19 protein-coding genes and 1 tRNA gene are annotated in these 25,785 nt (G+C 45.8%); 7 read left to right on the top strand and 13 right to left on the bottom strand.

Annotation, left to right across the window (positions count from 1 at the left end; genetic code table 11):
• Position 1: 1 nt before the first annotated feature.
• Positions 2-883 (bottom strand): CorC family transporter, encoded by an 882-nt coding sequence (locus NW199_RS05875; protein WP_022472259.1) that lies wholly within the window; start codon positions 881-883, stop codon positions 2-4.
• A 251-nt stretch (positions 884-1,134) separates the two neighbouring features.
• The gene (locus NW199_RS05880; RefSeq protein ID WP_258333925.1) at positions 1,135-2,490 is read right to left on the bottom strand and encodes an ATP-binding protein; all 1,356 of its coding nucleotides are present in this window, start codon (positions 2,488-2,490) and stop codon (positions 1,135-1,137) included.
• Between the two features lie 93 nt (positions 2,491-2,583).
• Between NW199_RS05880 and NW199_RS05885 the strand changes: the two genes are divergently transcribed.
• The gene (locus NW199_RS05885) at positions 2,584-7,560 is read left to right on the top strand and encodes a RecQ family ATP-dependent DNA helicase (protein WP_258333926.1); all 4,977 of its coding nucleotides are present in this window, start codon (positions 2,584-2,586) and stop codon (positions 7,558-7,560) included.
• A gap of 22 nt (positions 7,561-7,582) precedes the next feature.
• On the opposite strand, the gene ybeY is transcribed toward NW199_RS05885, so the two are convergent.
• The 5 genes from ybeY to NW199_RS05910 form a co-directional block, all read right to left on the bottom strand.
• Positions 7,583-8,065, bottom strand: coding sequence for an rRNA maturation RNase YbeY (ybeY, locus tag NW199_RS05890; protein WP_258333927.1), 483 nt, complete (start codon positions 8,063-8,065; stop codon positions 7,583-7,585).
• Between the two features lies 1 nt (position 8,066).
• The gene (locus NW199_RS05895; RefSeq protein ID WP_258333928.1) at positions 8,067-9,065 is read right to left on the bottom strand and encodes a PhoH family protein; all 999 of its coding nucleotides are present in this window, start codon (positions 9,063-9,065) and stop codon (positions 8,067-8,069) included.
• Between the two features lie 9 nt (positions 9,066-9,074).
• Positions 9,075-10,403: a tRNA (N6-isopentenyl adenosine(37)-C2)-methylthiotransferase MiaB gene (gene miaB, locus NW199_RS05900; protein ID WP_258333929.1), complete on the bottom strand. Its 1,329-nt coding sequence runs from the start codon at positions 10,401-10,403 to the stop codon at positions 9,075-9,077.
• Positions 10,404-10,494: 91 nt separating this feature from the next.
• Positions 10,495-12,402, bottom strand: coding sequence for an ATP-binding protein (locus NW199_RS05905; RefSeq protein WP_258333930.1), 1,908 nt, complete (start codon positions 12,400-12,402; stop codon positions 10,495-10,497).
• Positions 12,403-12,607: 205 nt separating this feature from the next.
• Positions 12,608-13,894: a porin gene (locus NW199_RS05910; RefSeq protein ID WP_258333931.1), complete on the bottom strand. Its 1,287-nt coding sequence runs from the start codon at positions 13,892-13,894 to the stop codon at positions 12,608-12,610.
• 374 nt (positions 13,895-14,268) lie between these two features.
• Between NW199_RS05910 and NW199_RS05915 the strand changes: the two genes are divergently transcribed.
• Genes NW199_RS05915 through hemW form a run of 4 tightly spaced genes read left to right on the top strand, consistent with a single transcriptional unit; the run spans position 14,269 to position 17,441 of the window.
• Positions 14,269-14,940 (top strand): hypothetical protein, encoded by a 672-nt coding sequence (locus tag NW199_RS05915; RefSeq protein WP_258333932.1) that lies wholly within the window; start codon positions 14,269-14,271, stop codon positions 14,938-14,940.
• Between the two features lie 25 nt (positions 14,941-14,965).
• Positions 14,966-15,688: a ribonuclease PH gene (gene rph, locus NW199_RS05920; RefSeq protein ID WP_258333933.1), complete on the top strand. Its 723-nt coding sequence runs from the start codon at positions 14,966-14,968 to the stop codon at positions 15,686-15,688.
• Between the two features lie 14 nt (positions 15,689-15,702).
• Complete coding sequence (gene rdgB, locus NW199_RS05925; RefSeq protein WP_258333934.1) at positions 15,703-16,296, top strand: RdgB/HAM1 family non-canonical purine NTP pyrophosphatase; 594 nt, start codon at positions 15,703-15,705, stop codon at positions 16,294-16,296.
• The gene (gene hemW / locus NW199_RS05930; protein ID WP_258333935.1) at positions 16,293-17,441 is read left to right on the top strand and encodes a radical SAM family heme chaperone HemW; all 1,149 of its coding nucleotides are present in this window, start codon (positions 16,293-16,295) and stop codon (positions 17,439-17,441) included. Before rdgB ends, hemW begins: the two co-directional genes overlap by 4 nt.
• 347 nt (positions 17,442-17,788) lie before the next feature.
• Here the strand turns inward: hemW and NW199_RS05935 are convergent.
• The 5 genes from NW199_RS05935 to pheS all read right to left on the bottom strand — a co-directional run bounded on the left by NW199_RS05935 (position 17,789) and on the right by pheS (position 22,790).
• Positions 17,789-17,865: transfer RNA gene (locus tag NW199_RS05935), tRNA-Pro, on the bottom strand.
• Between the two features lie 63 nt (positions 17,866-17,928).
• Positions 17,929-18,822, bottom strand: coding sequence for a MerR family transcriptional regulator (locus tag NW199_RS08765; protein ID WP_022472500.1), 894 nt, complete (start codon positions 18,820-18,822; stop codon positions 17,929-17,931).
• An 18-nt stretch (positions 18,823-18,840) separates the two neighbouring features.
• Entirely contained in the window at positions 18,841-19,164 is a 324-nt protein-coding gene (locus NW199_RS05945; protein WP_022472501.1) for an integration host factor subunit alpha, read from the bottom strand.
• A gap of 155 nt (positions 19,165-19,319) precedes the next feature.
• Positions 19,320-21,740, bottom strand: coding sequence for a phenylalanine--tRNA ligase subunit beta (pheT, locus tag NW199_RS05950; protein ID WP_258333936.1), 2,421 nt, complete (start codon positions 21,738-21,740; stop codon positions 19,320-19,322).
• A 30-nt stretch (positions 21,741-21,770) separates the two neighbouring features.
• Positions 21,771-22,790, bottom strand: a complete 1,020-nt coding sequence (gene pheS / locus NW199_RS05955; protein WP_022472503.1) for a phenylalanine--tRNA ligase subunit alpha — start codon at positions 22,788-22,790, stop codon at positions 21,771-21,773.
• A gap of 266 nt (positions 22,791-23,056) precedes the next feature.
• Between pheS and NW199_RS05960 the strand changes: the two genes are divergently transcribed.
• Both NW199_RS05960 and NW199_RS05965 read left to right on the top strand, forming a co-directional pair.
• A complete protein-coding gene (locus NW199_RS05960) occupies positions 23,057-23,947 on the top strand; it encodes a universal stress protein (protein WP_249091510.1) in 891 nt (296 codons plus the stop codon).
• Positions 23,948-24,161: 214 nt separating this feature from the next.
• On the top strand, positions 24,162-25,058 hold the full coding sequence (locus NW199_RS05965) for a universal stress protein (protein WP_258333937.1): 897 nt from the start codon (positions 24,162-24,164) through the stop codon (positions 25,056-25,058).
• A 380-nt stretch (positions 25,059-25,438) separates the two neighbouring features.
• Here the strand turns inward: NW199_RS05965 and NW199_RS05970 are convergent, their stop codons facing one another.
• On the bottom strand, positions 25,439-25,570 hold the full coding sequence (locus tag NW199_RS05970; protein WP_258333938.1) for a hypothetical protein: 132 nt from the start codon (positions 25,568-25,570) through the stop codon (positions 25,439-25,441).
• Positions 25,571-25,785 lie beyond the last annotated feature (215 nt).

The raw sequence follows: 25,785 nt of genomic DNA on the forward strand, positions 1-25,785 counted from the left end.
TTTATTCTTCTTTTGTAGCGGCTTCCTGCGCGGGCACTTTTTCGACTTTCAAAAGTCTGACTTGACGTTCATCGGCGCGCAACACGGTAAAGCGGAAGCCCTCAATGACAATTGTCTCGCCGACCTTGGGCATATGTTCCAAGCGGTCAGCAATCAATCCGCCAATCGTTTCGCAGTGACAATCTTCATCCGTATTGATTTCAGTGGAGAAGAATTCGTTGAATTGTTCAATTTCCGTGAGCGCCTTCACACGCCAGCATCCGTGCTTGGTATCTTCCAAGATATTGTCGGCATCCTCATCGACTTCATCGAATTCATCATCGATTTCGCCCACGATTTGCTCGAGCACATCTTCAATCGTAATCAACCCGGAGACGCTGCCGAATTCATCAACCACAATGGCCATATGATTGCGCTCGAGTTTGAAGTCGCGCAAAAGATCATTTAACGGCATGCTCTCCGGAATAAATTTAGCCGGGCGCAGATGCTCACGGGCTTTAAAGGTCGGATCAATCAAGACGCGCAAAATGGTCTTGGCATGCAAAATGCCGATCACGTTGTCACGGTCATCATCCAAAATGACTGGGAAACGCGAGTGACCAGCTTCGATCATCCGAGGCAACCAAACGTCCTTACTTTCACTTAAATCTACAATCTGCATCTGAGAGCGGGGCACCATTAGGTCACATGCTCTCAGGTTGGAAAACTGCATGACGCCTTCCATCATCTTCAGAGCGGAATCGTCAATGAGCTTTTGTTCGTTGGCTTCGTGAAGCGTGTCGATAAAGTCTTCACGCGTGGGAGTATGAAAAACGCCCGAGAGGCGCTCAAAGAATGTGCGGTGTTTGGAAGCTCCCGCCTTAAGCGGTGGTTCTGTACTCATGTATTTTTAGTGAATTAAACAACAAGAAATTTAATGTTATCAGGGATTTCGCCTTCTTGCACAGCACTGCCAACGCTATTGCCCGTCAGCAACAAATACACAAACTTACAAGCCTTTTTCTTATTGAGCTTTAGAAAACAATCCTTTGACGTGACAATTTGAATTTAATACCCATACAAAAATCCTCAGTCCACTGAGGATTATTGTGCTAAAAATCCTCAGTGGACTGAGGATTTTTGACATTCTGCTGACTAAAAGTCATTAAGCATATCCTTTGGGGATAAGCCCAAAAACATTTTTTCCCAGTTTTTAAACTCATTATGAGCGTTTAAAAAAGTCTCCGATTTCATGCGTAGGCGAAGTTCATCGTATTTTTTTGCGTTGGTTTTAACTTCTGCAAACAAGACACGCTTTTTTAAGCGATCCAGCGCTACCAGATCAATTTCATTTTCGCCACGACGATCCCACCAACCTCCAACAGGGTTCCAATCTCCGCTTTCCAACAGTCTCTGCCGAAACCAATCTTCAAGTGTTCGACCTAAATAAGTTGACAGTGCCTTTTGTGTCGATTCGATCAAAGCAGACCACTGTTGTAATTCCATTCGAGCCTGACTTTCTTCATCGCACAAAAAAGTTAACCAAAAGCGAATATAAGGATCCTTTATTCGATAGCGGGTTAACCTTGAATTCTTCTCTTCAAGAAAGGGATGGACTCTGGAAACCAAACCAAAAAGAGTTTCCAAACGGTTAAGGTACGGAGAAATATCTGTGTCAATCCCATTTTGAAGTTCTGTTCGCTTGCTTCGCCCTGAAGTAAGCTCTTTTAAAATTTCGTGATAAACGGGAGCCGAAAACCGAAATTCATTTGCCAACATTGTTTGGCCTTCAGCACGCAGCCACGATCCTCTTTCCGAATAAAGAAATTGAAGCATTTCTTTTTCGGTTAATGCCCCGGCGTCCACCAAAAGCTCCACATAACGAGCCACGCCTCCTGTGAGCGCATAAAAGAGCAATAAATCTTTTTTCGTACCTTGTGGGCGATAATCCTCAAAAATTTGCCCCATCAGAGACGTATTAAACGGACGGATCGTCATCAACTGGTCTGCACGACCAAAAAGAGGCTCACTATGGCTACCAAAGATTCTTTCCATGGCCGATTGAATGGATCCGCTCATAATTAGGAGAAGTTGAGCGCCTGACTTTCCTAAATCCCACACACGCTGTAATTCAGCCCAAAAATTCTCCGCCTGTTTCTCAAGCGCCTGGCATTCATCTAAAACCAAAACCAAAGGTTGAGTTTTAGAACACTCCAACAACCAGCCAATGGCATCGGCTAATTTAGATAACGCAGGCGGAAACCGAATCGATAGATGTTCAGAAGCCATTGTCACCAATGAACGAGTCATCGCTTCTTCACTACTCATCCCCGTCACAAAATAATATAAAAAGGGAGCGGAAATACCTTGAAATGCTTTTTGAATAAGAGTGGTTTTGCCAATGCGTCGTCGCCCTGTCACCACTGCCATGCGAGCGACTTTCGTTACTTGAGTGGTCTGAAATTGCCAACGCAAGGAATCCATTTCTTCTTGACGACCGTAGAACTTCATTTTCTGCTCTCTTAAACTCTTTTTCACAAATTATACAAATTTTGTAGCTAAAAACTTTGTAGCTACAAATTTTGTAGAAATTTAGAATTCAAGATGAGTCCGTCCTTTCTATCAACTGTCAATCAGCTAATCCTCTACAATAAAACATTATCGGTTCGCTATTTTTTGCAAACCATGGACAAGTATGTTGTATTTTTTGATTGCGAGTTTGCCAAGGCTGACCAGCGACTCTACGATGCAGGAGCCATCTCAACTGATGGGGCAGTCTTTCACGGCGCGGAAGTTTCTAAATTTCGGGACTTTCTTGAGCGGGCCGATATACTGTGCGGTCATAATATTCTTGCCCATGACTTAAAACTTCTTAAGTCGCTTTTTAGTTCTTCCCTTAGTGGTCTTTTTCAAAAAATACTTGTCAAGCCTTTTGGCCACAAAAAGACTCCGCTAAAAATTGACACTCTTTACCTTTCTGCATTGCTTTTTCCTAAAAAGCCATATCATCGTTTGGTTAAAGATGAAAAGCTCATTACAGAGGAGCTTTGTAATCCCGTCAATGACGCTCAGAAATGTCAAACACTTTTTCTCGAAAGTGTTGAAACATTCCTTGCGCTCACCGCTTTCATGCAGGTTATTTTTTATGGGCTATTAAACAAACAGGAAGCTTTTGAGGGATTTTTTGACTATCTCGGTTATCACACAGATTTCCAAAATTTAACCCCCTTCATTAAAGAGCACTTCGAAGGAAAAATTTGCTCTCATGCGGACATTGAAACTCTGGTTAAAGAAAGGCCTTTAGAGTTAGCCTTCTGTCTGTCACTCATTAATACCGATGATAAAACATCAATATTTCCGGCTTGGGTTTTAAAAAACTTTCCCTCTGTTGAAGCAATCTTTAAACAACTGCGTTTCACACCATGTGCGCAAGGGTGCTCCTATTGCCGCACGCACCTTAATGTTCGTCAGGCTCTGAAACGCTTTTTTGGCTTTGATGAGTTTAGAACCTATAACGGCGAACCACTACAAGAAAAAGCCGCCGATGCTGCCGTGCACGCAGAGTCATTGCTGGCTATTTTCCCCACCGGAGGCGGAAAATCACTGACCTTTCAATTGCCCGCCTTAATGGCCGGTGACGCCTGCCACGGATTAACCGTCGTTTTAAGCCCACTTCAGTCTCTCATGAAAGACCAAGTAGACCATTTAGTGGCCGCGGGGATTTCTGATGCAGTCACCATCAACGGTCTATTGGATCCGATTGAACGAGCGCAAAACTTTGACCAAATTTATAACGGCAACGCCAGTCTTTTATATGTATCGCCTGAGCAGTTACGTTCGCGTACATTAGAAAAGGCACTTCTTTCCCGCCATATCGAGCGCTTTGTCATTGATGAAGCGCACTGTTTTTCTGCCTGGGGACACGATTTCCGTGTGGATTATCTCTATATCGGAGACTTCATTCGAGAATTACAGGAGAAAAAAGGTGGCATACGTATTCCGGTGTCATGTTTTACCGCAACGGCCAAACAAAAGGTCGTACAAGATATCCGAGACTACTTCAAAGAGAAGCTTGACCTTGATTTAAAACTCTACGTTTCACAGGCCGCTCGAGAAAATCTGCACTATTCTGTCTGGCATGTGGAAGATGATGATAAAAAGTATGCCAAACTGAGAGAGTTGATCGAACAGAAAAGCTGTCCGACAATTGTTTACGTCTCAAGGGTGGACGCAAACGAAGAATTAGCCCAGCGTCTCAATAAAGATGGATTTAGTGCTTTGCCTTATAACGGCAAAATAGCCTCAGAAGACAAAACAAAGAACCAAGAGGCCTTTTTAAGCGATCAAGTCAGAATCATGGTGGCCACTAATGCCTTCGGCATGGGGGTGGATAAAAAAGATGTTGGCCTTGTCATCCACTATGACATCTCCTCGTCTCTTGAAAACTATGTACAAGAAGCGGGACGAGCTGGACGTGATCCTGCGCTCTCGGCTGAATGTCACATTCTCTTTAATGAAAATGATCTCAATAAACACTTCCTACTTCTGAATCAGACGAAACTGAGCATGAGTGAAATTCAGCAAGTTTGGAAGGCCATCAAAGATCACACCAAACGAGGCCCCCGGCTGACATGCTCTGCATTGGAATTAGCCCGTTGGGCAGGATGGGATCGAGAGTCTCATGAGTTGGAAACCGGCATTAAAACAGCCTTGGCCACATTGGAGCTTGCGGGCTACATCAAGCGTGGACAAAATGTTCCTCATATTTACGCGACAAGCTTAAAAGTCGCAAGCGTGATAGAAGCCAACTCCAAAATTGATGCCTGCCCACTTTTTACAAATGACACAGACCGACAAGTCGCTAAACGTATTGTTGCTTCGCTTATCTCTAGTCACTCAATCGCTCAGGCAGGTAACGATGAAGCAGAATCCCGAGTGGATTATCTGGCAGACCGTTTGGGAATTGAAAAAGGCGAAATCATTCGCATCATCAGTCTCTTGAAAGAAGGGGACTTACTGCGTGATGATATGGATATGTCAGCTTATATCTTTAAGTCTGACACCGAAAAGAAATCATTTAATGTCCTTAGGAATTTCACGGCTCTGGAACAATTCCTCATCACCGAGCTTTCTCCCTTTACTGATGAGCGTATCCACAATCTTAAAGAGTTAAATGCCAAAGCGCAGGAAGCGGGCTTATCGTCCAGTATTAAGAAAATTCGAACAATCTTTTATTACTGGAAGATTAAAAGCTTTTTTGAAAAGATTACCAATTGCGGCAATAACCACATCAAGTTCACCACCAATGAGAAAACAAACCGATTAGCCGACGCATGCTTAGCTCGTGCAATGCTTTGCGACTTCATTTTGAAAGAGCTTTTTGAGCGTGCCTCGGAACAAAAGTCTGAAAAAGATCAGCAGGATCGACTGGCCGTTAATTTCTCTGTCATTTCACTTCAAAAAAAGTATTGTCAAACAAGCGGCCTTTTTGAAAATAAAGCTACGCAAAAAGCCGTCGAAGATGCGCTGCTCTATCTATCCAAAATTGATGCGCTTCGAATTGAAGGCGGATTTTTAGTCCTTTATAACGGCCTCTCCATTACCCGTCTTGAATTGAGTAACCTCAGAAAATATAAGCGATCAGACTATCAACAACTTGACGATTACTATGAACAGAAAATTCAACAAATTCATATCGTCGGGCAATTTGCCAACTTGATGTTGAAAAACTACGACGCCGCCTTGCAGTACGTACACGATTACTTTTACGTGGACTACCGAGATTTCATCAATAAATATTTCAAAGACAATAAAGCGGATCTGTCACGCACCATTACGAAAAAGCTTTATCAAAAACTTTTCGGTTCTTTATCGGAAAAACAACTCGCAATTATTAACGATCACACATCTCAGCACATTGTGGTTGCGGCAGGCCCCGGAAGCGGCAAGACTCGGGTGCTGGTTCATAAATTAGCCGCATTATTGCTCATGGAAAATGTCAAACGGGATCAACTCCTTATGTTGACCTTTTCTCGGGCGGCTGCCACGGAATTTAAACAGCGTCTGATTGATTTGACTCACTCTGCAGCTTTCTATGTCGAAGTAAAGACTTTTCATTCATACTGCTTCGATCTTTTGGGACGACCCGGCACACTGAATGAAGCTGATAATGTCGTTAAAAAAGCCGCTGAAATGATCCGTGAAGGAGACGTAGAACAAGACAAAATTACCAAAAGTGTTCTGGTTATTGATGAAGCCCAAGATATGAGTGAAGACGACTTTGCTCTGGTTGAAGCTCTGATGCAAAGAAATGAAACCATGAGAGTGATTGCCGTTGGCGATGATGATCAGAATATTTATGCTTTCAGGGGATCAGATTCCAAGTTTATGAGAGAACTCCTCTCCAAATATGACGCAATGCAATACGAGCTTACGGAGAATTTTAGAAGCGCTCGTCATATTGTGGACTTTTCCAATGCCTATGCTTCTAGCATCACCACACGAATGAAAACGAAACCAGCTGTTGCTCACCGTGACGTTTCCGGACAAGTGACATTAATTCACCATCATGGGCACCACTTTGAAAAAGCGATTATCGACGAACTCTCAGAGAGCAAAGAAACTAAAGACTGTGCCGTTTTGACTTCCACCAATGAAGAGGCGGCTTTGATTTTTAATGCTCTGCAAAAAGCAGGACTTAATGCCAAACTTATTCAAAGCAGGGGAGACATTCATTTATACAATCTTCTGGAGATTCGCTCATTCTTGGTCTACCTTCAAAAACGCCTTCAAGGAGATCCTATTGTTAGTCGTCGATTATGGAATTTTGCTAAGGTCGCTCTACAGTCTCGATTCCATCAAAGCCGGCTTTTACCCAATTGTCTGCGCCTAATCCAGCTTTTCGAAAGCGTTACGCCAAGAGAAATTTATTTTTCTGATTTTGAAGAGTTTGTTCGCGAGTCTCAACTGGAAGATACGTTTGATAATGATCAGGGGAAAATTTTTGTCTCAACCATCCACAAAGCCAAAGGTCACGAATTTGGTACCGTCCATATGTTTCTTGACAACGTGGTGGATGACACGGATGAAGAGCGACGCAAGTTATATGTCGGCATGACCCGCGCTAAAAATTCACTTTACATCCACCACAGTGGCACACTTTTTGGTTCTATCAAAACGCAAAGTCTTAACCGAATTGAGGACAGAAAGCATTATGACAAGCCCTCCGAGATTGTTTTGAATCTCACTCTTGCCGACGTTAACTTAGGATTTGTTTCCGGGAAAAAAGAAGAGCTCTGTCAGCTTCGTAGCGGTCAAATTTTATTTCTTAAGAATAAGCTATTTACGACCAAGCTCAATGGCCAAATTTGTGCATGCGCCTTCCTATCAAAGGCATTCCAAGAAAAACTCCTGAGATATCGTCAAATGGGTTATTTCCCTAATCGCGCTGAAATCAATTTTATTGTGGCATGGAACAACAAAGAAACGGGCGAGACTGAAGCGATCGTGCTGCCCAACCTCTATCTGAGCCAAAAAGAAAACAGGCCACTCAGAAAGCGACCTGCCAAACTAAACCGTTAACTCACCCAAGATAAATCTAAATTTATTTTTTGAAGTGAAATTTCTTCTTTATACCGGTCAGCAAAATCCGGTCTTCATATGGGTTATCAAAGCCAAGCTTTAAAAGCGCGCCGATTTCTTTGTCTTCCATCACATTGGCTTCGTTATATTCCATGTGATCGTAACCATGCGCATGCAACGTCCCGTGAATAAGCAAGTGAGCCAGATGCTCATCAAAGGACTTATTCTGATTTTTAGCCTCTTTAATAAGAACCGGCACACAAATAACGAGATCTGCAATAGCAACCGGCTCATGCTGATAGTCAAAGGTCAAGACATTCGTCGCATAATCCTTGTGGCGATATTGAGCGTTCATCTCACGCCCCTCTTCTTCCCCCACAAACATGACGTTTAATTCCGTGTCTCGTTCAATCGCCGCCTTCACCCATTTTTTCATCTTCTTTTTGGAAGGAAGCTTGAATTCACCGTGCTCAAAAATATTGAGCTTAAGTTTCAATTTGGACATGTTATTCGTTTTCCTCTTTGGCAAGTTTTGCCAAGTGTCTTCGTTCATCAGCCTTAGCGTACGCCTCTACGATGCGCGCGACAAGGGGATGGCGCACAACATCAGAAGCCGTAAAGTAGGTCATTGCAATCCCTCTGACGCCGCTTAATACATTTTGAGCTTCAACCAACCCGGAGCGCGTTCCTCTGGGCAGATCAATCTGCGTTATGTCACCCGTAATCACCGCTTTAGAGCCAAACCCAATACGGGTTAAGAACATCTTCATTTGCTCAGGCGTCGTATTTTGCGCTTCATCCAAAATGACAAAAGCGTTGTTAAGCGTGCGACCTCTCATGTAGGCCAAAGGCGCGATTTCGATGGTCTGGCGTTCAAGCAGACGTTGAGTTTTATCAAAACCCAACAAATCAAAAAGCGCATCGTAAAGCGGCCGCAGATAAGGATCAACTTTTTGAGAGAGGTCACCCGGCAGAAAACCTAAGCGCTCCCCGGCTTCGACCGCAGGACGCGTCAGAATAATTCTTTCAACACGATCGCGCTCGTAGGCATCCACTGCGGCAGCTACCGCCAAATAGGTTTTACCGGTACCGGCCGGGCCAATCCCAAACGCAATGTCGTTATCGAGAATAGCCTGAATGTAGTCATTTTGCCTGGGCGTTCTTCCCTGAAGTTCACGGCGTTTGGTATGCAGCACAGGAGAAGTCGGTGAATCACCGTCCACCTTCTTAGCGTTTTCTCCCACAAAAAAGAGCTGCACATCATCGGTTGTGAGTTCTTCGGATGAATTTTCCGCACGATGCGCCAACGTCTCTAAAGCATTTAGCGCTTCTCGAGCCTTTTCCTGCTCGCCGGCAATTCGGAACTGATTGTTGCGGCGGGAAATGGATACATCCAAAATCACCTCAATTTGGCGAAGATTGGCGTCCATCGGTCCGACCAAACTGGCCAACGCCGTATTGCTCAAATCCAAATTAAGCGACAATACTTTTTCTTCAAGTGCCATCTTGACTTCTTATACCTTTTCACCCAAAAGCGTATGAGGATTGACTTCCGTAATCCTGACATTGACCATTGTATCGGTTAATGACTCGTCGCCCACAAAATTCACAATACGGTTATTGTCGGTGCGAGCGGCCATCATGCCGCGACCACGCCGAGACGGGCCGATCACTAAAACACGCTGCACGGTTCCCAACATGGCTTGAGCAATTTCAGTTGCCTTGGCATCATTTTTAGCCTGCAAAATCTGAAGGCGCTTGAGCTTGACCTCCTGTGGGGTGTCGTCTTTAAGATAAGCCGCGGGAGTGCCGGGGCGACGGCTATAAACAAAAGAAAAACTCGCATCAAAACCCACATCGTCCATGAGTTTTAAGGTCGCTTGGAAATCTTCTTCCGTCTCTCCGGGGAAGCCAACAATAATATCCGTCGCGATTGAGATATCAGGACGCACAGCTTTCAAACGTTTAATGATGGACTTGTATTCTAAGACTGTGTAGCCACGCTTCATGGCGGCAAGAATCTTGTCAGAGCCCGACTGCACGGGCAAGTGCACGTGATTGACCAGTTTGTCAATTTTGCCGTAGGCATCAATTAAGCGCTGCGTGAATTCTTTGGGGTGGGAGGTGGTATAGCGAATGCGCTCAATACCATCAATTTCAGCCACGTATTCCAAGAGCATCGCAAAGTCCGCGATATCTCCATCAGGTGTTAAACCCCGATAGGCATTGACGTTTTGTCCCAAAAGCGTCACTTCTTTGACGCCTTGCGCGGCAAGTTTTGCCACTTCAATTAAAACGTCTGCCATAGGGCGGGAGATTTCTTCACCACGCGTATAAGGCACCACGCAGTAAGAACAATACTTACTGCAGCCTTCCATGATGGAGACAAACGCTGTAGCGCCTCGGGCTTGGGGTTCAGCTAGATGGTCAAACTTTTCAATTTCAGGGAATCGAATATCCACCTGCGGTTTATGTGTTTCTTCCACCTTTTGAACCATAGAGGGCAATCGATGCAACGTTTGCGGTCCAAAAACAATATCCACGTAGGGCGCGCGAGACAAAATCTTTTTGCCTTCTTGGCTTGCAACGCAGCCGCCCACAGCGATCAACATATCGTCTTTGTGGGCTTCTTTTTTAGCATCGCGAATGCGTCCCAATTCAGAGAATACTTTCTCCTGAGACTTTTCACGAATGGAGCAGGTATTTAAAACAACGAGGTCCGCCTCGTCGACTTTTTCCGTACGCTCATAACCATTGGCCACCATCAGGTCAACTATTTTTTCAGAGTCGTACTCGTTCATTTGGCAGCCGAAGCTGCGAAGATAAATTTTTTTCGCGGTCACGGTTTACATCCGTTGCACAAAAGAGAATTTGTTCTTTTAAAACAAATTGTTGTTAATCAAAAAATGGGCGTTAAGTATAGCAATTTGTTCTTCACTCGTTTGAACTCTCGAGCCATTTCTTACCGTATTCAGTCACTCTATAAGCCTGATAAGGATGGTTGGGAATCTCTGGATAAACGTATTCAATCATATCTTGCATCCGCATATCTTTTAGGTAATTTTTAATTAACTGTCTCCCTCTATTTAATTCAGACATCAAAGCATCGCTCGTTCTTGGAGACTGTAAACAAAGTCTTAGTATCACTCTGTAGACATTGCTTTTCTTGGGCCGATATCCTAAATCGGATATTGCTTGTTCCAAATCTTTAGATAAGACTGAAAAATGAGATGCTTCAACTCCGAGGTGTGATGTTTCGGCTCTGAGCTGCAGTGTTTCAGCGCCGAGGTGTGATGTTTCAGTCCCGAGGTTCGGTGTTTCAGCACTGAGGTGTGATGTTTCAGCTTCGGGGTGTGGTGTTTCAAATCTTAAACCGATTGCTTGAAGCCGAGTCCAATTCAGAGTGTAAGTAGTCGCCGTGCCAGCTCCATGCTTGACTAGCAGATCATATTCTTTACTAAGTCGTTGCAAAACGTGACTAGCCTGCAAAGTATCCAGATTGGTATCCTCTCGAAGAGTTGAGTTATTAACCGCGCCTAAGTTTTTAGCGATCAACAGCGCTCTTGCTTCGTTGTCGTTTAACTCATACCCCTTAAACTGACCCAACCAAAGCAAGTCTTCTTTGCTCATAAGCTGATTTAAAGAGTAGGTTGCCCGGAACGAATTACCGGTGACGTTTGAAACAAAGCTAGGTTCCTCTAAATTAGCCTCTCTAAGAAGGGTGCGGATTGTTCTAATACCGGAACCCTTTGTTTCTGCAAAACCTAAGTCATACAAAATTGATGCCAGGATAGGATTCCGAAGTTCTGATGCCCCTGTACCCAATTCTTCCACTGGCTTTAATGAGTAGCCAGCATTATAAATTTCGATTCGATCACTATAGCGAACAACTTGAGTCGGGCTGTGCACTCGATAATCACGGTGCATCACCGCGTTCACAATCGCTTCACGCACAACCCTTTGTGGTAATACTGGAACATCGGTTCGTTGCAATTCACCTTCTTGCAGTTGGAACTGTTTTAATAATGTATCTAAGACCGCTGCCTCAACTTTGGGAATCAGAGTTAAAAGAGATTCACGAAAATCAAGAGAACTAAAACGACTATTCGGATCTTCAATCCAACGCGTTCCCACAATACGAATAAAGTCCACCCGCTCCATTGGCATCAATCGTCTCAAAGCCACCTGAGACCCAAAGAGCAAAAGACAAGCAACATTGGGTTGCCACTGATTTTTATCGTTTTTTCGAATGAGTCTTAAAACGCGCAACAGCTCAAAATCATTAAGCGACAATTCTGAAGCTTGAGGATTTTTCTTTGCCCTTAGTTTTCGGTAAAGATCGATTAACTGAGGATCAATATCCTCGTACTCCGCATCATCAAAAATAACTTCTTCAAAGCTTTTTCTGGTTTTAGCCAACAAAATTGGTTCTAATTCTTCTTGAGAACATTCGTAATCGCCGTTGGGACCTCTTCTCCAAATCCCTGTTTTCTTTTTATTAGCTTTGTGAAACTTTCCTTCAAAAACACAAGGCTTGGAGGCGGGAAGCAATTCAGGAACATAAACAACGACAACATTTTTATCTTGTAATGTTTCGACACTTGCTTCGATCGTTAATGGTCTTTCAAATTGCGTTCGACAATTGTTACTCAATTCTTGCAACAGGTGATCAACATCATCCACTCCTGTCACAACAAAATGTTTATCTTGTTCCGAAACACCTAATAGTAAATAACCGCCGTCCAATCCAGGCGTTGGCAAATGCACAAATGGTTTGCATAACGGAAGGGCCAATAGCGCTGCCAGCTTTGGCTTCAATTCGAGCAGATTCTGAATGCGCACACAATTCATCAAATAATTCTTGGGGAGATGGTTTTAAGAACATGAATTCTGATTCCTTCGCTAAAACTCGTTTTTACCAGTTGCCTAATATTATCTGCTTTTAATCACAAATTCACTGAAAATAGATGCTAAAAGGCCCTAATGGTACAAACCATCAGGGCCAAACTTTTAACTAATTTAGTAAGTTAAAACTTACACAATCAGATTAGAAGTTGTGGACGATACCAGCGACGACTTCCGTAGTCTTGGTCTTAACGGTGTCAGTATTGCCACCCTTATCCAATTCTTCTTGCGTGTAACCAGCAGCCGTGTAGAGGTACGTACGCTTGCTCAACGGATAGGTGTAACCAACACCAACTTGGTAGACCGTTTCATCAAGCTGACCACCAATCTTTTCATCAGCATTTTCGCTATCACGATAACCGATAGAGGTATACAACGTACCAGCGCCCAATGGGGTAACTGCGCCTAACATTACACCGTAGCCCTTAGCACCAGCCGACTCTTCCCCATAGGAGAAGGACACTTTTGAGCCTTCAAAGGCGATACTTCCCTCATCATTAGGATCGTCATTACCGATAGAAGGGGCAAAAGCAAACGTACCGTCTGTCGACAAAGAACCACGTTTTTGTTGTACGCCGTCAAAATACTGAGCGCCCAACGTCACCTTAGTAACACTAAAGTCATAAGCAGCGAACGCACCAACTGCATAACCATCGTCGTCCGTTGTAACAGGATTAACTTTATCTTCGATCTCGGGCATGGAGCCTGGTTCTACAGTAGTAATCGTAGCCGTTCCTGCTACACGATTACCGTGACCATAGTCATACATGCTAGCCACAACACCCGTGCTCAAAGCACCCCACTTACCCGTGGCACCCAAGGCATAATAACGATCTGCCTTGCTGGAAGCTTCATCACCATCCTTAGAAGAGTCTTGCTTCAAAGAGGCTTGAGCATAAACCGTAACGCCACCAAAAGTCGGAGACTTATAGGTGATCATGTTATCGTAACGAGAACTCATACCTAAGAAGATAGCGTTGTCAGAACCGATTCCAGACCAACCCGTTCCGAAAACACCAGCGTTGCCGCCGAAGATATCATAGGAACCAGAGCCAGAATCCAAACCGCCCATGCGGCCGAAGCCTAATTCACCGAAATCGGTTTGAACAAAAAGGCGGGCTTCACGACCGAAGAAGCGTTCACCATCATCATTGCCGTACTTGAAACGACCGTCATCGGCCTCAAAACCGCTTTCCAATTGGAAACCAACCGTCAAACCTTCAGAGATTTGTTCCGTACCCTTGATACCAAAACGAGAGCCAGAATTTTGACCGGATTTCATACCCCAGTTATCAGAAGAAACACCATCAACATCCGTGTGGGTATAGTTCAAACCGAGGTCAACCTTACCGTAGAGAGTTACGTCGGCAGCCAAAGCAGAGCCTGCGAAAGCGCCCAAGACAGCAACAGCAGCTAAAGTCTTTTTCATGATCTTTTATTCCTATAAAAGAAATTGGAATATCTATCTTTGAAAGTCAATCATCACGATGACAATTGCTTTGCTGTCTGAAATTTTCCTACCACCACCCCCCGATCTGTCAAATTTACTAAACGATTACTTCAAATTTCTGTATCTTTTTCACAACAAAATTTTGATCAAATTAACAAATGAAATTTGACAGATCTTTTTAATTCATTGATTTTTATGAGTTATAACTTTTTGAGAATTTTTGGAGTCGTTTTTCCCATCATAAAAACGATCTTTCATCCTTTCGGTCACGAATTGGAATGCCTTTCGTATAGTTTTTGCTGTATTCTGCCTTTGCTTTACAATCAATCGATACGTATTTGGAAATAAGAACAATGCCCTTAGTAATTGACGCCCCAGAAGCCTCTTTTCGACTCAACTATCTTTTTAACCGTGTCGAAATCAGCCACGACTTCAGACAAACGTGGTCTATCTTTTACGAAGACGAAACGCATCCCTTGGGAACTTTTCGAGGTTTGACCTTTCACCGGGGAGAACTCTTTTTAGTCACCGATACAGGCATTTTCAGCACCCAAACTGACACTCCCCAATTTGTTCAAATCAGTCCTCAACGAAAAGGCGGAGAATTTGTTGATATTGAAAGCTTTGACAATATGCTTTACGCCTGCACGAACAACGCAATCTTTCAGGCTTCGTCCGGTGTTCGCTGGCGTTTGAAGTATGACGGGAGCACTTGCGGGCACTTCTTTTCACTGCTTAATTTTCAAGGAAAGCTCTTTGCCGCCTGTGAAAAAGGCATTTATGTCGCTAGCCAAGAGGGAAAATTCTGGCATCCCCGCTACCTCAGCAAAGACCTCGGCATGTTTGTGGCGTTGGATGGCCGAGGCGACAAACTTTTTGCCCAAACGGAAAAAGGGTTTTTCGTTAGCGACGATGCCGCCCAGCACTGGCAGCCTCAAAGCAATGTTCAAGGACCCTGGACTGAGGCAATGGGCGGCTCCATGCTCTTTGAGCCCAGACTCAAAAGGCGCGAAAAAGATTCCTAAATTTTTCTTTGTGAGGATTTAAACCATGTTTGAACGTCCCTCTCATCGTAAACCTGACGAAATGCGCCCCGTGCGCTTTACTACCCACTACACCAAACACGCAGAAGGTTCCGTTTTAGTGGAAGTGGGTGATACCAAAGTGATTTGCACGGCCTCCGTCATCGAAGGCACACCAAAATTTTTAAAAGATAAGCCCGAAGGATGGGTTACAGCTGAATACGGTCTTTTGCCTCGCGCGACACACACGCGCTGCGACCGAGAAGCCGCCAAAGGCAAGCAATCAGGCAGAACACAAGAAATTCAGCGCCTCATTGGACGCGCATTGCGTGCCGTTGTGGATCGCACCAAGATGGCCGGTTTTACTATTCAATTGGACTGCGACGTGATTCAAGCCGACGGAGGCACGCGCTGTGCCTCTATTTCAGGGGCTTGGCTCGCACTCGCTTTGGCTGTTCAAGCAATGCTTACCAAAGGCCAGATTACTGAAAATCCTCTCAAAGGTCATGTGGCCGCCATCAGTGCCGGTATTTTTGAAGGTGTTCCGGTTATCGACCTTGACTACCCGGAAGACAGTAACAGCGAAACGGACATGAATTTTGTGATGACTAGTGACGGGCGCTTTGTTGAAATTCAAGGCACGGCCGAAGGCGAACCCTTCACCGAAAATGAAATGGCTCAAATGACCGCGTTAGCTAAATCCGCGATCGCTCAAATTATTGAACTGCAAAAAGCCGCTTTGACTGCTTAAAAAAGGACAAATCCATGAAAATCGTTTTGGCCAGCAACAATAAGGGAAAACTTCGTGAATTTAACAGACTACTGTCGCCATTGAATATTGAAGTACATCCTCAAGGCGAATTCAATATTCCGGCGGCAGAAGAACCCTATGGGACATTTCTTGAAAACTGTCTAGCCAAAGCGCGCCATGCCGCCAAACTCACGGGGCTTCCCGCGATTGCGGACGACTCCGGCATCTGCGTCAATGCATTAGGCGGCGCCCCTGGCGTTCACTCCGCGCGTTTTGCAGGAGAGCCGGGTGATGATCAGCGCAATAACGCATTGCTTGTTGAAAAACTGAAAAGGGTTTCCGATCGCGGCGCTCACTACACCTGTGTATTGGTCGCTGTACGCTGTGCGGAAGATCCAGAACCCATCATCGCCGAGGGCCGTTGGTACGGAGAAGTCATAGATTCTCCTCGCGGAGAAGGTGGTTTTGGCTACGATCCCTACTTCCTTTTGCCACAAGTAGGGAAAACCGCCGCAGAACTAACGGCGGATGAAAAAAATGCGGTAAGCCATCGAGGCATTGCGATGGTCAAACTCATGGATGAAATGAAAAAGCGCTGGGCTTTATGAGAAGCGCCGATATTCCGCTCTCTCTTTATGTGCACTGGCCGTGGTGCGTGAGAAAGTGTCCCTATTGTGACTTTAATTCTCACGCCCTCACTTCTTCATACGATCCGTCCCGTCAGTACGTTGATGCCTTAATTCACGATTTAAAGCATTCCATTGCCTATGCACAAAATCGTGAACTCATCAGTATCTTCATCGGCGGAGGAACACCTTCTCTTATTGCTCCTCAAGAGTTGGAACGTTTCCTAGAGACTATTTTTTCTCTTCTTAAAGTCGCGTCAGACGTTGAAATTACCCTGGAAGCCAATCCCGGAACAGTCGATACGGCGCACTTTAAAGCCTACCGATCAATCGGCATCAATCGTCTTTCAATGGGGATTCAAAGCTTCAACGATGAGCTTTTAAAACGATTAGGACGTATCCACAATAGTGAAGATGCCCGCAGAGCCATCAAAATCGCTCAGGAATCGTTTGAGAACTTTAATTTGGACGTGATGTTCGCCTTGCCCGGTCAAACGCTTGAGGAGCTTAAATTTGAGCTTAACGAAGCTATCGCCGCTCAAAGCACCCATTTATCTTTTTACCAATTAACACTTGAGCCCAACACCGTTTTCGCCAAACACATTCCGGATAACATTCCCGATCCTGATGTGATTTATCAGATGCAAGACTTAGTCGCCTCCACTTTAGAGACGGCCGGTTTCGAACACTATGAAGTCTCAGGTTATGCCAAGCCCGGTAAACGTTGCCGTCACAATCTCAATTACTGGCAATTTGGGGATTACTTAGCGTGCGGCGCCGGCGCGCACAGTAAAGTCACACTGAAAGATGGCACCATTGTCCGCGAAGCTCGTTTTATGCAGCCGGAAAGCTACATAAAGCACGCCATAAAAGACAGTGCAGTAGCACATGAAAGAGTGGTTGCCCAAGAAGGACAAGCTTTTGAATTTATGTTAAATGTTCTGAGACTTCGTGAGGGGGCTCCTTTAGATCTATTGAGTGAGCGAACCGCCCTGAGTCTAGATGATATCCAACCTGGCATTGCCAAAGCCCAATCTTTAGGCCTAATGCCACAGCCGTTGAATCGTTTCGTCACCACCGATAAAGGATGGGACTTCTTGTCTGATGTACAGGAAATTTTTCTCTAATCACAGTCTCTAGGTTAGTTTCCTTTCCCACTAAGTGAGAAAATTTTTAAGGTAAGTGAGAAAGAAGTGGGAAATTTCCGAGTTACTTTCCCACTTCATTTCCCACTTCAACAAAATACAAAAAAATCATAGAGTTATGTTTCGGGGAACTAGCTGGGCAATTGGTGATTTTCAATCTTTAGCCACTATCAATCTATGGGCGCTTTGGAAAAGGGTTGAACCAAAAACCTTATCGACCTGAAATCAAAAGGGAAAGATATGCAGTGGCATCGGATATCAATGTACACAGCATTTGGAAAATAAAAATGAAAAGAGACCGGCGAACCGATCTCTCTTTTTGAATCCAATGGTCGGGGCGGCGGGATTCGAACTCGCGACCCCTTGCACCCCATGCAAGTGCGCTACCAGGCTGCGCTACGCCCCGACGTAAGGATGGGAATATTACACAATCCCATCCTTTTTGGCAAACTGCTCCATAATCGCTCGGTTATTTCTTCTTCCACATCATGGGAGAAGTGTAAATGAGCGACTGGTCATGGTTCTTCGGCACTTTCATGCCGACCGTAAAACCCTGACGCTCTCCGGGCAAAGGCGGTACGACTAAATGCGACGTATCCACCTTGGGCTTTTCCGCTTTCTGGACTTCTTCTGGCTTTTCTTCTGAAGTAATCTTCATGTCGCCGATCTTGGGACTAGGCTGCAAGAAATCCTCACTATCCACACCAATGGCTCCCAAGTCGTACGAATGAGGCGCCGTGACTTCTTCTTGCTGCTCTTCAGTTTCTTCCTGAGTGTCAGCATTTTTTGCCTCTTCTTCGGCCTCTCTCGCCAGAAGCTCGTTTAAATCTTCCGATACCAAGGCGAAATTTTCTACCGCGTCACGTTCGGCTTTCTCCTTGGCCTGTTGCTCCTGGCGACGGGACTCCTCCAGGGCGGGCGAATCCAAAATAGCACGAATGGCTTTTAATTCTGCAAGCGCTGCCGCCAAATCCAAAGCGGGCTTTTCAGGCTTAGTCTGCAAAGGAGCACTAGCCTTGTCATCCAAAATACCTTTTACCTTATTTTGAATCTGCAGCTCATGGATCTTATTGCGAGCGCCCAAAATCGTGTAGTGCTCTTCATAGAGCAAATGCTGAATGGTGCGAATCAGCGCCACGTCTTCCGAACAGTAGTAACGACGGTTGCCCCTTTTGGTCGGGCGCAACTGCGGGAACTCTTGCTCCCAGAAACGCAGCACGGACGGATTCACGCCGATTGATTTGGCCACATCACCGATCGGCAGATAGCGACCCAGAAGTTCTTCTTCCGGGCCATCCAATTCGGTGAGCTCGAAGTCTTTCGTATCGCCCTCGAGCATGCGTACCGGTTCTTCAGAAGCCATAATGGTCCTCCCGAAGCATTAAAGGTTAGTGGTTTCGCGCAAAGAGGGGTGGGTCTTGGCGACCGCTTCTTTCAATTTCTGACTGGCATGAAAGGTCACCACACGGCGCGCCGTAATCGCGATTTCTTCGCCTGTCTTCGGATTTCGACCGGGACGTTGGGCCTTATCGCGCAATTGGAAATTGCCGAATCCGGAAAGCTTCACGGTACGACCGCTTTCAAGCGCCGCACGGATTTCATCAAAAAACGCATCCACCATATCCTTGGCGTCGCGTTTATTCATTCCCATGCGGTTAAAAAGCATCTCCACCAAGTCGGCTTTCGTCATGGTTTTCGTTTCCATCTTGCTCTCTCTTTAATCGTGATTTTTTCAATGCGAGCATTGTACCAAAGAAATGATTTTCCTTTGATTTTTCAGCTCTTTTTCTGTTTTAAACTAACCAAGGCCTCCCAAAAATGAAAGGCCTTGGAGTTAGGAGTTGCTTCTAGCAACAGCCTTTACTGACGCAACACCGCACCTTGAGTGGCGAGTGCTTCCACCACAGCAGCCAACGCGGCCTCTGCGTCTTCACCCGAGTAGTTTTCGTCTTCAGGCTGAATTGTCAGGCGGAATGCCATGCTCACTTCAGCGGGCTTATCAGCATCGGCAGCCTTGTGGTAAAGGTCAAAGAGATCAAGCGAGACAAAGCCAGTCAAACGCTTATCCGTTTGAGCCGCTTGAGCAACAACCTTTTGCAGCGCCATGAAGGTTACGCCATGCGGCACCACCACGCTCACGTCTCGCGAGATGGGTTGGAACTTGCTCACAGGCGTGTGCCACGGTACAGACTTATGCAAAATGGAAGCGACATCCAATTCAAAGACAATCGGCGCATGCGGCAAACCGTAGGTCTGCTGAAGTTTCGGATGCAATTCCCCCACAAAACCGATTTCCTTACCGTCGAGCATAATCGCCGCGCTGCGACCCGGGTGCAAAGCCGGGAAGCTCTTTGCCACAAACGAAGCTTCAAGCGGGGCAATCAAGCGTTCCACATCACCCTTGGCATCAAAGAAATCAGCCAAGCGTGCAGGCACGGCCCACTGTTCACCCATGGCGTCACCGTAAAGAAGACCCGCAATGCGAACCGGCTGATCAACACCCTTGACGGAATGTTCCGTTGTCACCACCGATTCATCGCGACGGAAAATACGGCCGACTTCAAAAAGTTTGGCACTCGTTACCTTGCGGTTTAAGTTGTATTTCAAAATATCAACCAAGCCGCCCACCATTTGCGTGCGCATAACCGACAATTGGCTTGCGATCGGGTTTAAGAGTTCGATCGGCTGATCGTTGCCGGCGAAATCTTTTTCCCATTCACGAGGCACAAAGCTGAAATTGATGAGTTCTTGATAGCCCAAGTCAGCCAACTTCATTCGAAGGCTATGCACGCTACGCATGCCTTCAGGACGCGTGTGCATATAGGCACGAGCCATCGGCGGTTGATCGGGCAGTTTTTCGTAACCCACCAAGCGCGCCACTTCTTCAATCAAATCTTCTTCGATTTCGATATCAAAGCGATAGGTCGGAGCCTTAACGCTAAAGACATCGTCTTCAAGCGTAAATTCAAAACCCAAGCGCTTAAAGCATTCAGCCATCGTGGCCGTATCGATGTCCATACCGATCACCTTACGAGCGCGATCGGCACGCATCTTCACCTCATGGCGTTCAGGCAAAACAGTCACGGCATCAATGACAGGGCCAATGACCGTCGTTTCTGTTCCGCAAATTTCCGTCACCAAACGCGTGATGTAATTTAAAACCTTCTCTGTTTGACCGAAGTCCACACCGCGTTCATAACGGTAGGCTGCATCCGTTGAGAAATTCAGGCGACGGCAACGGCCTTGGATTGCCTTTTGATGCCAGAAAGCCGACTCGATAGAAATACAAGTCGTTTCATCGGTCACCTTGGTGTCTTCACCACCCATGATGCCGGCAAGCACCTTCGGGCCATTGGCGTCACAAATAACACCCAATTCAGGATCCACATCCACCGTCTGACCGTTTAAGAGCTCAATTTTTTCGCCGGGCTTACCCCAACGAACCGTATAAGCACCGCCCGCGATCTTTTGAGCATCGCTAAAGTGGGTCGGGATACCAGTTTCCAACATCACGTAGTTGGAGATATCCACCAGGGCAGAAATACTGCGCTGACCGCTTCTTTCCAAACGATCCTTCATCCATTGCGGCGTTGGAGCATGGATATTGAGGTTATCAATACGACGCGTTGTGTAACGGCCGCACAAATCCGGTGCTTCGATCTTGATATCAATCTTCGTGTCGGAGTTGGCGGGCACCTCAGGCATTTCAGGCAACGTCAGAGGTGCACCCGTAATGGCATGCAAGTCTCTTGCCACACCGATTAAAGAAAGAGCGTCACCGCGATTCGGCGTTAATTTGATTTCAATCTTTTTGTCATCCAAATGGCAAGCCGTGCGAATATCTTCACCCACCGTCAGATCATCAGGCAAAATCCACAAACCGGTGTGATCTTCCGTGATTCCCAATTCACGAGCCGAGCAAAGCATCCCCATGGAGACCTCACCGCGCATCTTGGCCTTCTTAATCGTGAAGTTACCCGGCAAAACTGCGCCGATCTTGGCGCACGGCACCAAGATGCCTTCACGCACATTGGGCGCACCGCACACAATCTGCAGGGGTTCACCGCCATCGCCGACATCGACTTGGCAAATATGCAAGTGATCGGAATTTTCATGATCTTTAACGGAGAGCACTCGGGCCACCACAACGCCTGAGAAGGCCGGAGCAACCGAGCTTACCTCTTCGACTTCAAGCCCTGCCATCGTCATGGCTTCACACAATTCGTCCGTCGTCAGATCCGGATTAATGTAGGAACGTAACCAGCTTTCAGAAAATAACATCTTGTTTTCTCTTTTTAAATTGTTGAGCCATTAACGATTGAATTGCTTCAAAAAGCGCAAATCGCCTTCAAAGAAAAGACGCAAATCGTCAATTCCGTAACGCAACATCGTCAAGCGTTCAAGACCGGAACCGAACGCAAAACCGATATAGCGTTCAGGATCCAAACCGTAGTTACGGACCACATTCGGGTGAACTTCGCCTGCGCCCGAAATTTCCAACCAACGGCCTTTCTTCGGGCCGCTTGTGAACATCATGTCCACTTCCACGGACGGTTCCGTAAACGGGAAGTAGCTCGGGCGGAAACGAACCTTCAATTCATCCGTTTCAAAGAATTGACGCAAGAAATCGGTGTACACGCCCTTTAAATCGGAGAAGCTGACATCGGTGTCAATCCAAAGACCTTCGACCTGATGAAACATCGGCGAGTGGGTAGCATCGCTGTCAACACGGTAGGTGCGCCCCGGGGCCAACACTTTAATCGGAGGCGTATGGGTGCGGGCGTAACGCACCTGCATGGGAGATGTGTGCGGACGAAGGGGCAAGAGCTTACCCGTTTCATCCTTCATGTCCACATAGAACGTATCCTGCATGGAGCGAGCCGGATGATTGGGCGGATTATTCAAGGCCGTAAATGAATACCAGTCCGTTTCGATTTCAGGACCGTCGGCCACATCAAAACCAATCGAACGGAAGATTTCTTCAATACGCATCTGCGTCATGATGACCGGATGCACGCCGCCTTGCGGATATTTACGACCGGGTAAGGTTACGTCCAAGGCTTCAGCAGCCAGTCTTGCCGCCAACTTTTCATTGGCCAATTCTTCACGACGAGCTTCGAGCGCTTGTTCGATGGCGCGCTTTGCGCTTCCCAACGCTTGTCCCATTTCACGCTTTTCTTCGTGCGTGAGTTTTGAGAGACCTTTCATTAAAACCGTAATAGAACCGGTTTTCCCTAAAAATTTAGCCTTCGCGTCTTCCAGAGCAGCGGGCGTCGTCGCCTCGGCAAAAGCACTCTGCGCTTGGGCAATGATCTGGGACAAATCTTGCATGATTATTCGCTTGTTATAAGTCAAAGAAAGTTTTAATTATAGTCCGAACAAAATCGCTTTTCACCCTGATTTTCAAGGCTTTTTCCTTACTTTTAGCGCTTTTTCCCTGAGTCTTTGCCCATGAAAAAAGTTGCTCTGAACGCCTCGTATCGGAGTACACTGGAATTAAGGACAGAGGCAAAAATTCAAAATTATCAACTTGTTGAATTTAAAGAATTTTTTGCAATCCCTCCGAAATAAACAAACATAACATGGAGAATGGATTTATGCGTGTGATAGTTCCTGTTGATGGCGGTAGAGACTGCCGTGAAGCGATTCGATTCATTGCCTCGAAAAAAGAATGGTTTGAACAAGAAAAACCGGAAGTTGAACTCGTTTATGTCCAAAAACCGATAGTGGAACGGGCCACGGAGCAAGCCGAGTTTGACATGGGAGCGTATTACGAAGCGCGTTCCAAGGCCGTGTGGTCCGGCATGCGTGAAGAAATTGATGCAATTCCCGGGGACGTGAAAAAGACTTCCTTGGTGGGGCATCCCGCTCAAGTTATTCCGCAATACGCTAATGAACAAAAGGCCGACTTGATTGTCATGGGCGCTCGCGGATTAAGTGCACTGCAAAACCTTTATTTGGGTTCTGTGTCACTGGCCACAATTGCCTCTTCCAAGTGCCCGGTGCTTGTTTTCCGTCAAACGACGGAAGTGAAACCTTCCGGTCTGCATGTGGGCCTGTCCGTTGACGACTCTCCCTTTGGCCCCAAGTGCGCGGACTATTTGATCGCCCACCGTCACTTCTTCGGCAAGGACGCGACATTTGAAATCATTAATGTGGTGCCGGACGATCCGCTTTACGCGCCGGACTTTGTCAACGAAGGCCCGATTCCGCCTCAAATGACCTGGGAAGAAATCCAAGGACTCGAATTTGAGGCCTCCGTGAAGTCTCCGGTTGAAAAGTTCGATATCGCAGGCGTTCCGGTTAAAGCTGTGAAACTTATCGGCAATCCCGAAGACGTTCTTCCGAAATACGCTGACGAACATCTCGATGTGATGGTCATGGGTACGCACGGCAAAGGCGCGCTTCGCTCACTCGTGTTCGGTAGCTCCACCCGTGCCATGATTGCGGCGACCAATTTGCCGATTTTGGTGGTGCCCAATGTCTAAACAATAATGGTTTTGTTATTTAGCAAAGCCTTCTCACGAGCCCCGAGCGATTTTGTCGCAAAGGGCTCTTTCTTTGCCTTTTATCAATAATTAGCGTTTACCCTTAATCGTAAACACGGAATCGGCGTACACTGAAATTAAGAGAGAAACAGCTCAATATCTTCATATAACTTATTGAGTTTAAAGGGTTTATTGTTCATATACGGAGTGTTTTATGCGTGTATTGATTCCTATTGACGGTGGTGCGGACTGCCGAGAAGCGATTCGTTTTGTGACGAGCAGAAAATCTTGGCTTGAAAATCAAAAACCGCAGATTGAGTTGCTCTACGTGCAAAAACCTTATATTGAGCATCCGATGGAAGAAGGGGATTTTGATATTCAGTCTTGGTACTACGATGACAAAATCAAAGCGGTATTTGAAGACATGGCTGAAGATATCGCAACGTTGCCTGAAAATGTCATTAAGACCAGTAAGATCGGTCACCCGGCCAAGGTTATCGCAAGCTACGCCCGTGAAATCGGCGCAGACCTTATTGTGATGGGCGCTCGAGGTTTAAGCGCTTTAAAGAATCTTTATTTAGGTTCTGTCTCTTTGGGCACAATCGCCCGGGCCACTTGCCCTGTTCTCGTATGCCGTGAACATTACACCCCCAAAGATGAAAATCTTAGGATCGGCATCGCAGTTGACGGCTCAGGCTTTGGCGATCTTTGCACAAAATTTGCGATCCAGAATAAGGATTTGTTCGGCACCGATGCTTCCTTTGAAGTCATTTATGTTCATGCGGATGAAGAGACGGTTCCGTCAGAACTTCTGGATAAGGGCGTGCTTGAACTCGACAAACTCTTACCCAAGTACGAACATAAAGAGTACACCAACGCTGTTGAGTCGCCTCTGGCTCAATTGAAAGCGGCAGGCCTTAAAGCTAAACCTGTTGAGTTGCGCGGTTCGTTACAAACGACACTGACCCACTATGCCGATGAAAATCTCAACATGGTTGTAATGGGTTCGCATGGTAAAGGCCGCATTAGCTCGTTGGTCTTTGGTAGTTCCACCCGTGCCATGGTGGCTTCCTGCAGAATGCCGATCTTCATCGTTCCCGGTGAAGCCTAAGTTTTAACAGCAACGGCATGATTCAGACCCCCAAGGTTCAAAACTTGGGGGCTTTTTAATGCAAAAAAATTGATGACCCGGACAGTTGGTACTATACAAAATTTGCTAAACCACACTGTTATTTTCCCAACTTATCTGAGCGTGATCACATTTTGAACAAAACGCTTGATCACAAATCAACCTTTCCTCGACAGATTCATGATGGTATTGCAAAAAATTTAAATTACCCAACGCACTGTAAAGTATATACAGTAGTTTTACAGTTACTCTCTACTCTTTACAGTTAACTGTCTAATTGGTATTCAAATTTTCTGAATAGACCAAACTATTTTCGAACCAATCGATAGCGCTGCTTAGGACTGTTTTTAGGTTCAATTGGCTCAAGCAGAAATAGTTTCTGGAAGATTTCTCGGCAACTCTTGAACCGATTTTTTGACTTCACATCTTTGGGTATCGGCACCAATACGTCTCATTAAGTGAATTGCATCAATCACTTCTTGCTTAACAATCATGAGTTGGCTCTTTTTGGGTTATTGTCAAGCTGAACAACGAACTGTCTAATAACTGTCAATTTTAGACAGTAGCTGTCCAGCTCATACAAATATTAAATCAATAATATACAGTGTACCGATGCAAAAATAGAACTGAAAAAGCAATGTAAGGATCTATCAGAAAATTTCGAGACGAGAATGCAAAGCGGGAGGTCATTTGACCTCCCACTTTTAAA

The sequence above is a fragment of the Parasutterella secunda genome (assembly GCF_024733725.1).
Taxonomy (GTDB): Bacteria; Pseudomonadota; Gammaproteobacteria; order Burkholderiales; family Burkholderiaceae_F; genus Aphodousia; species Aphodousia faecalis.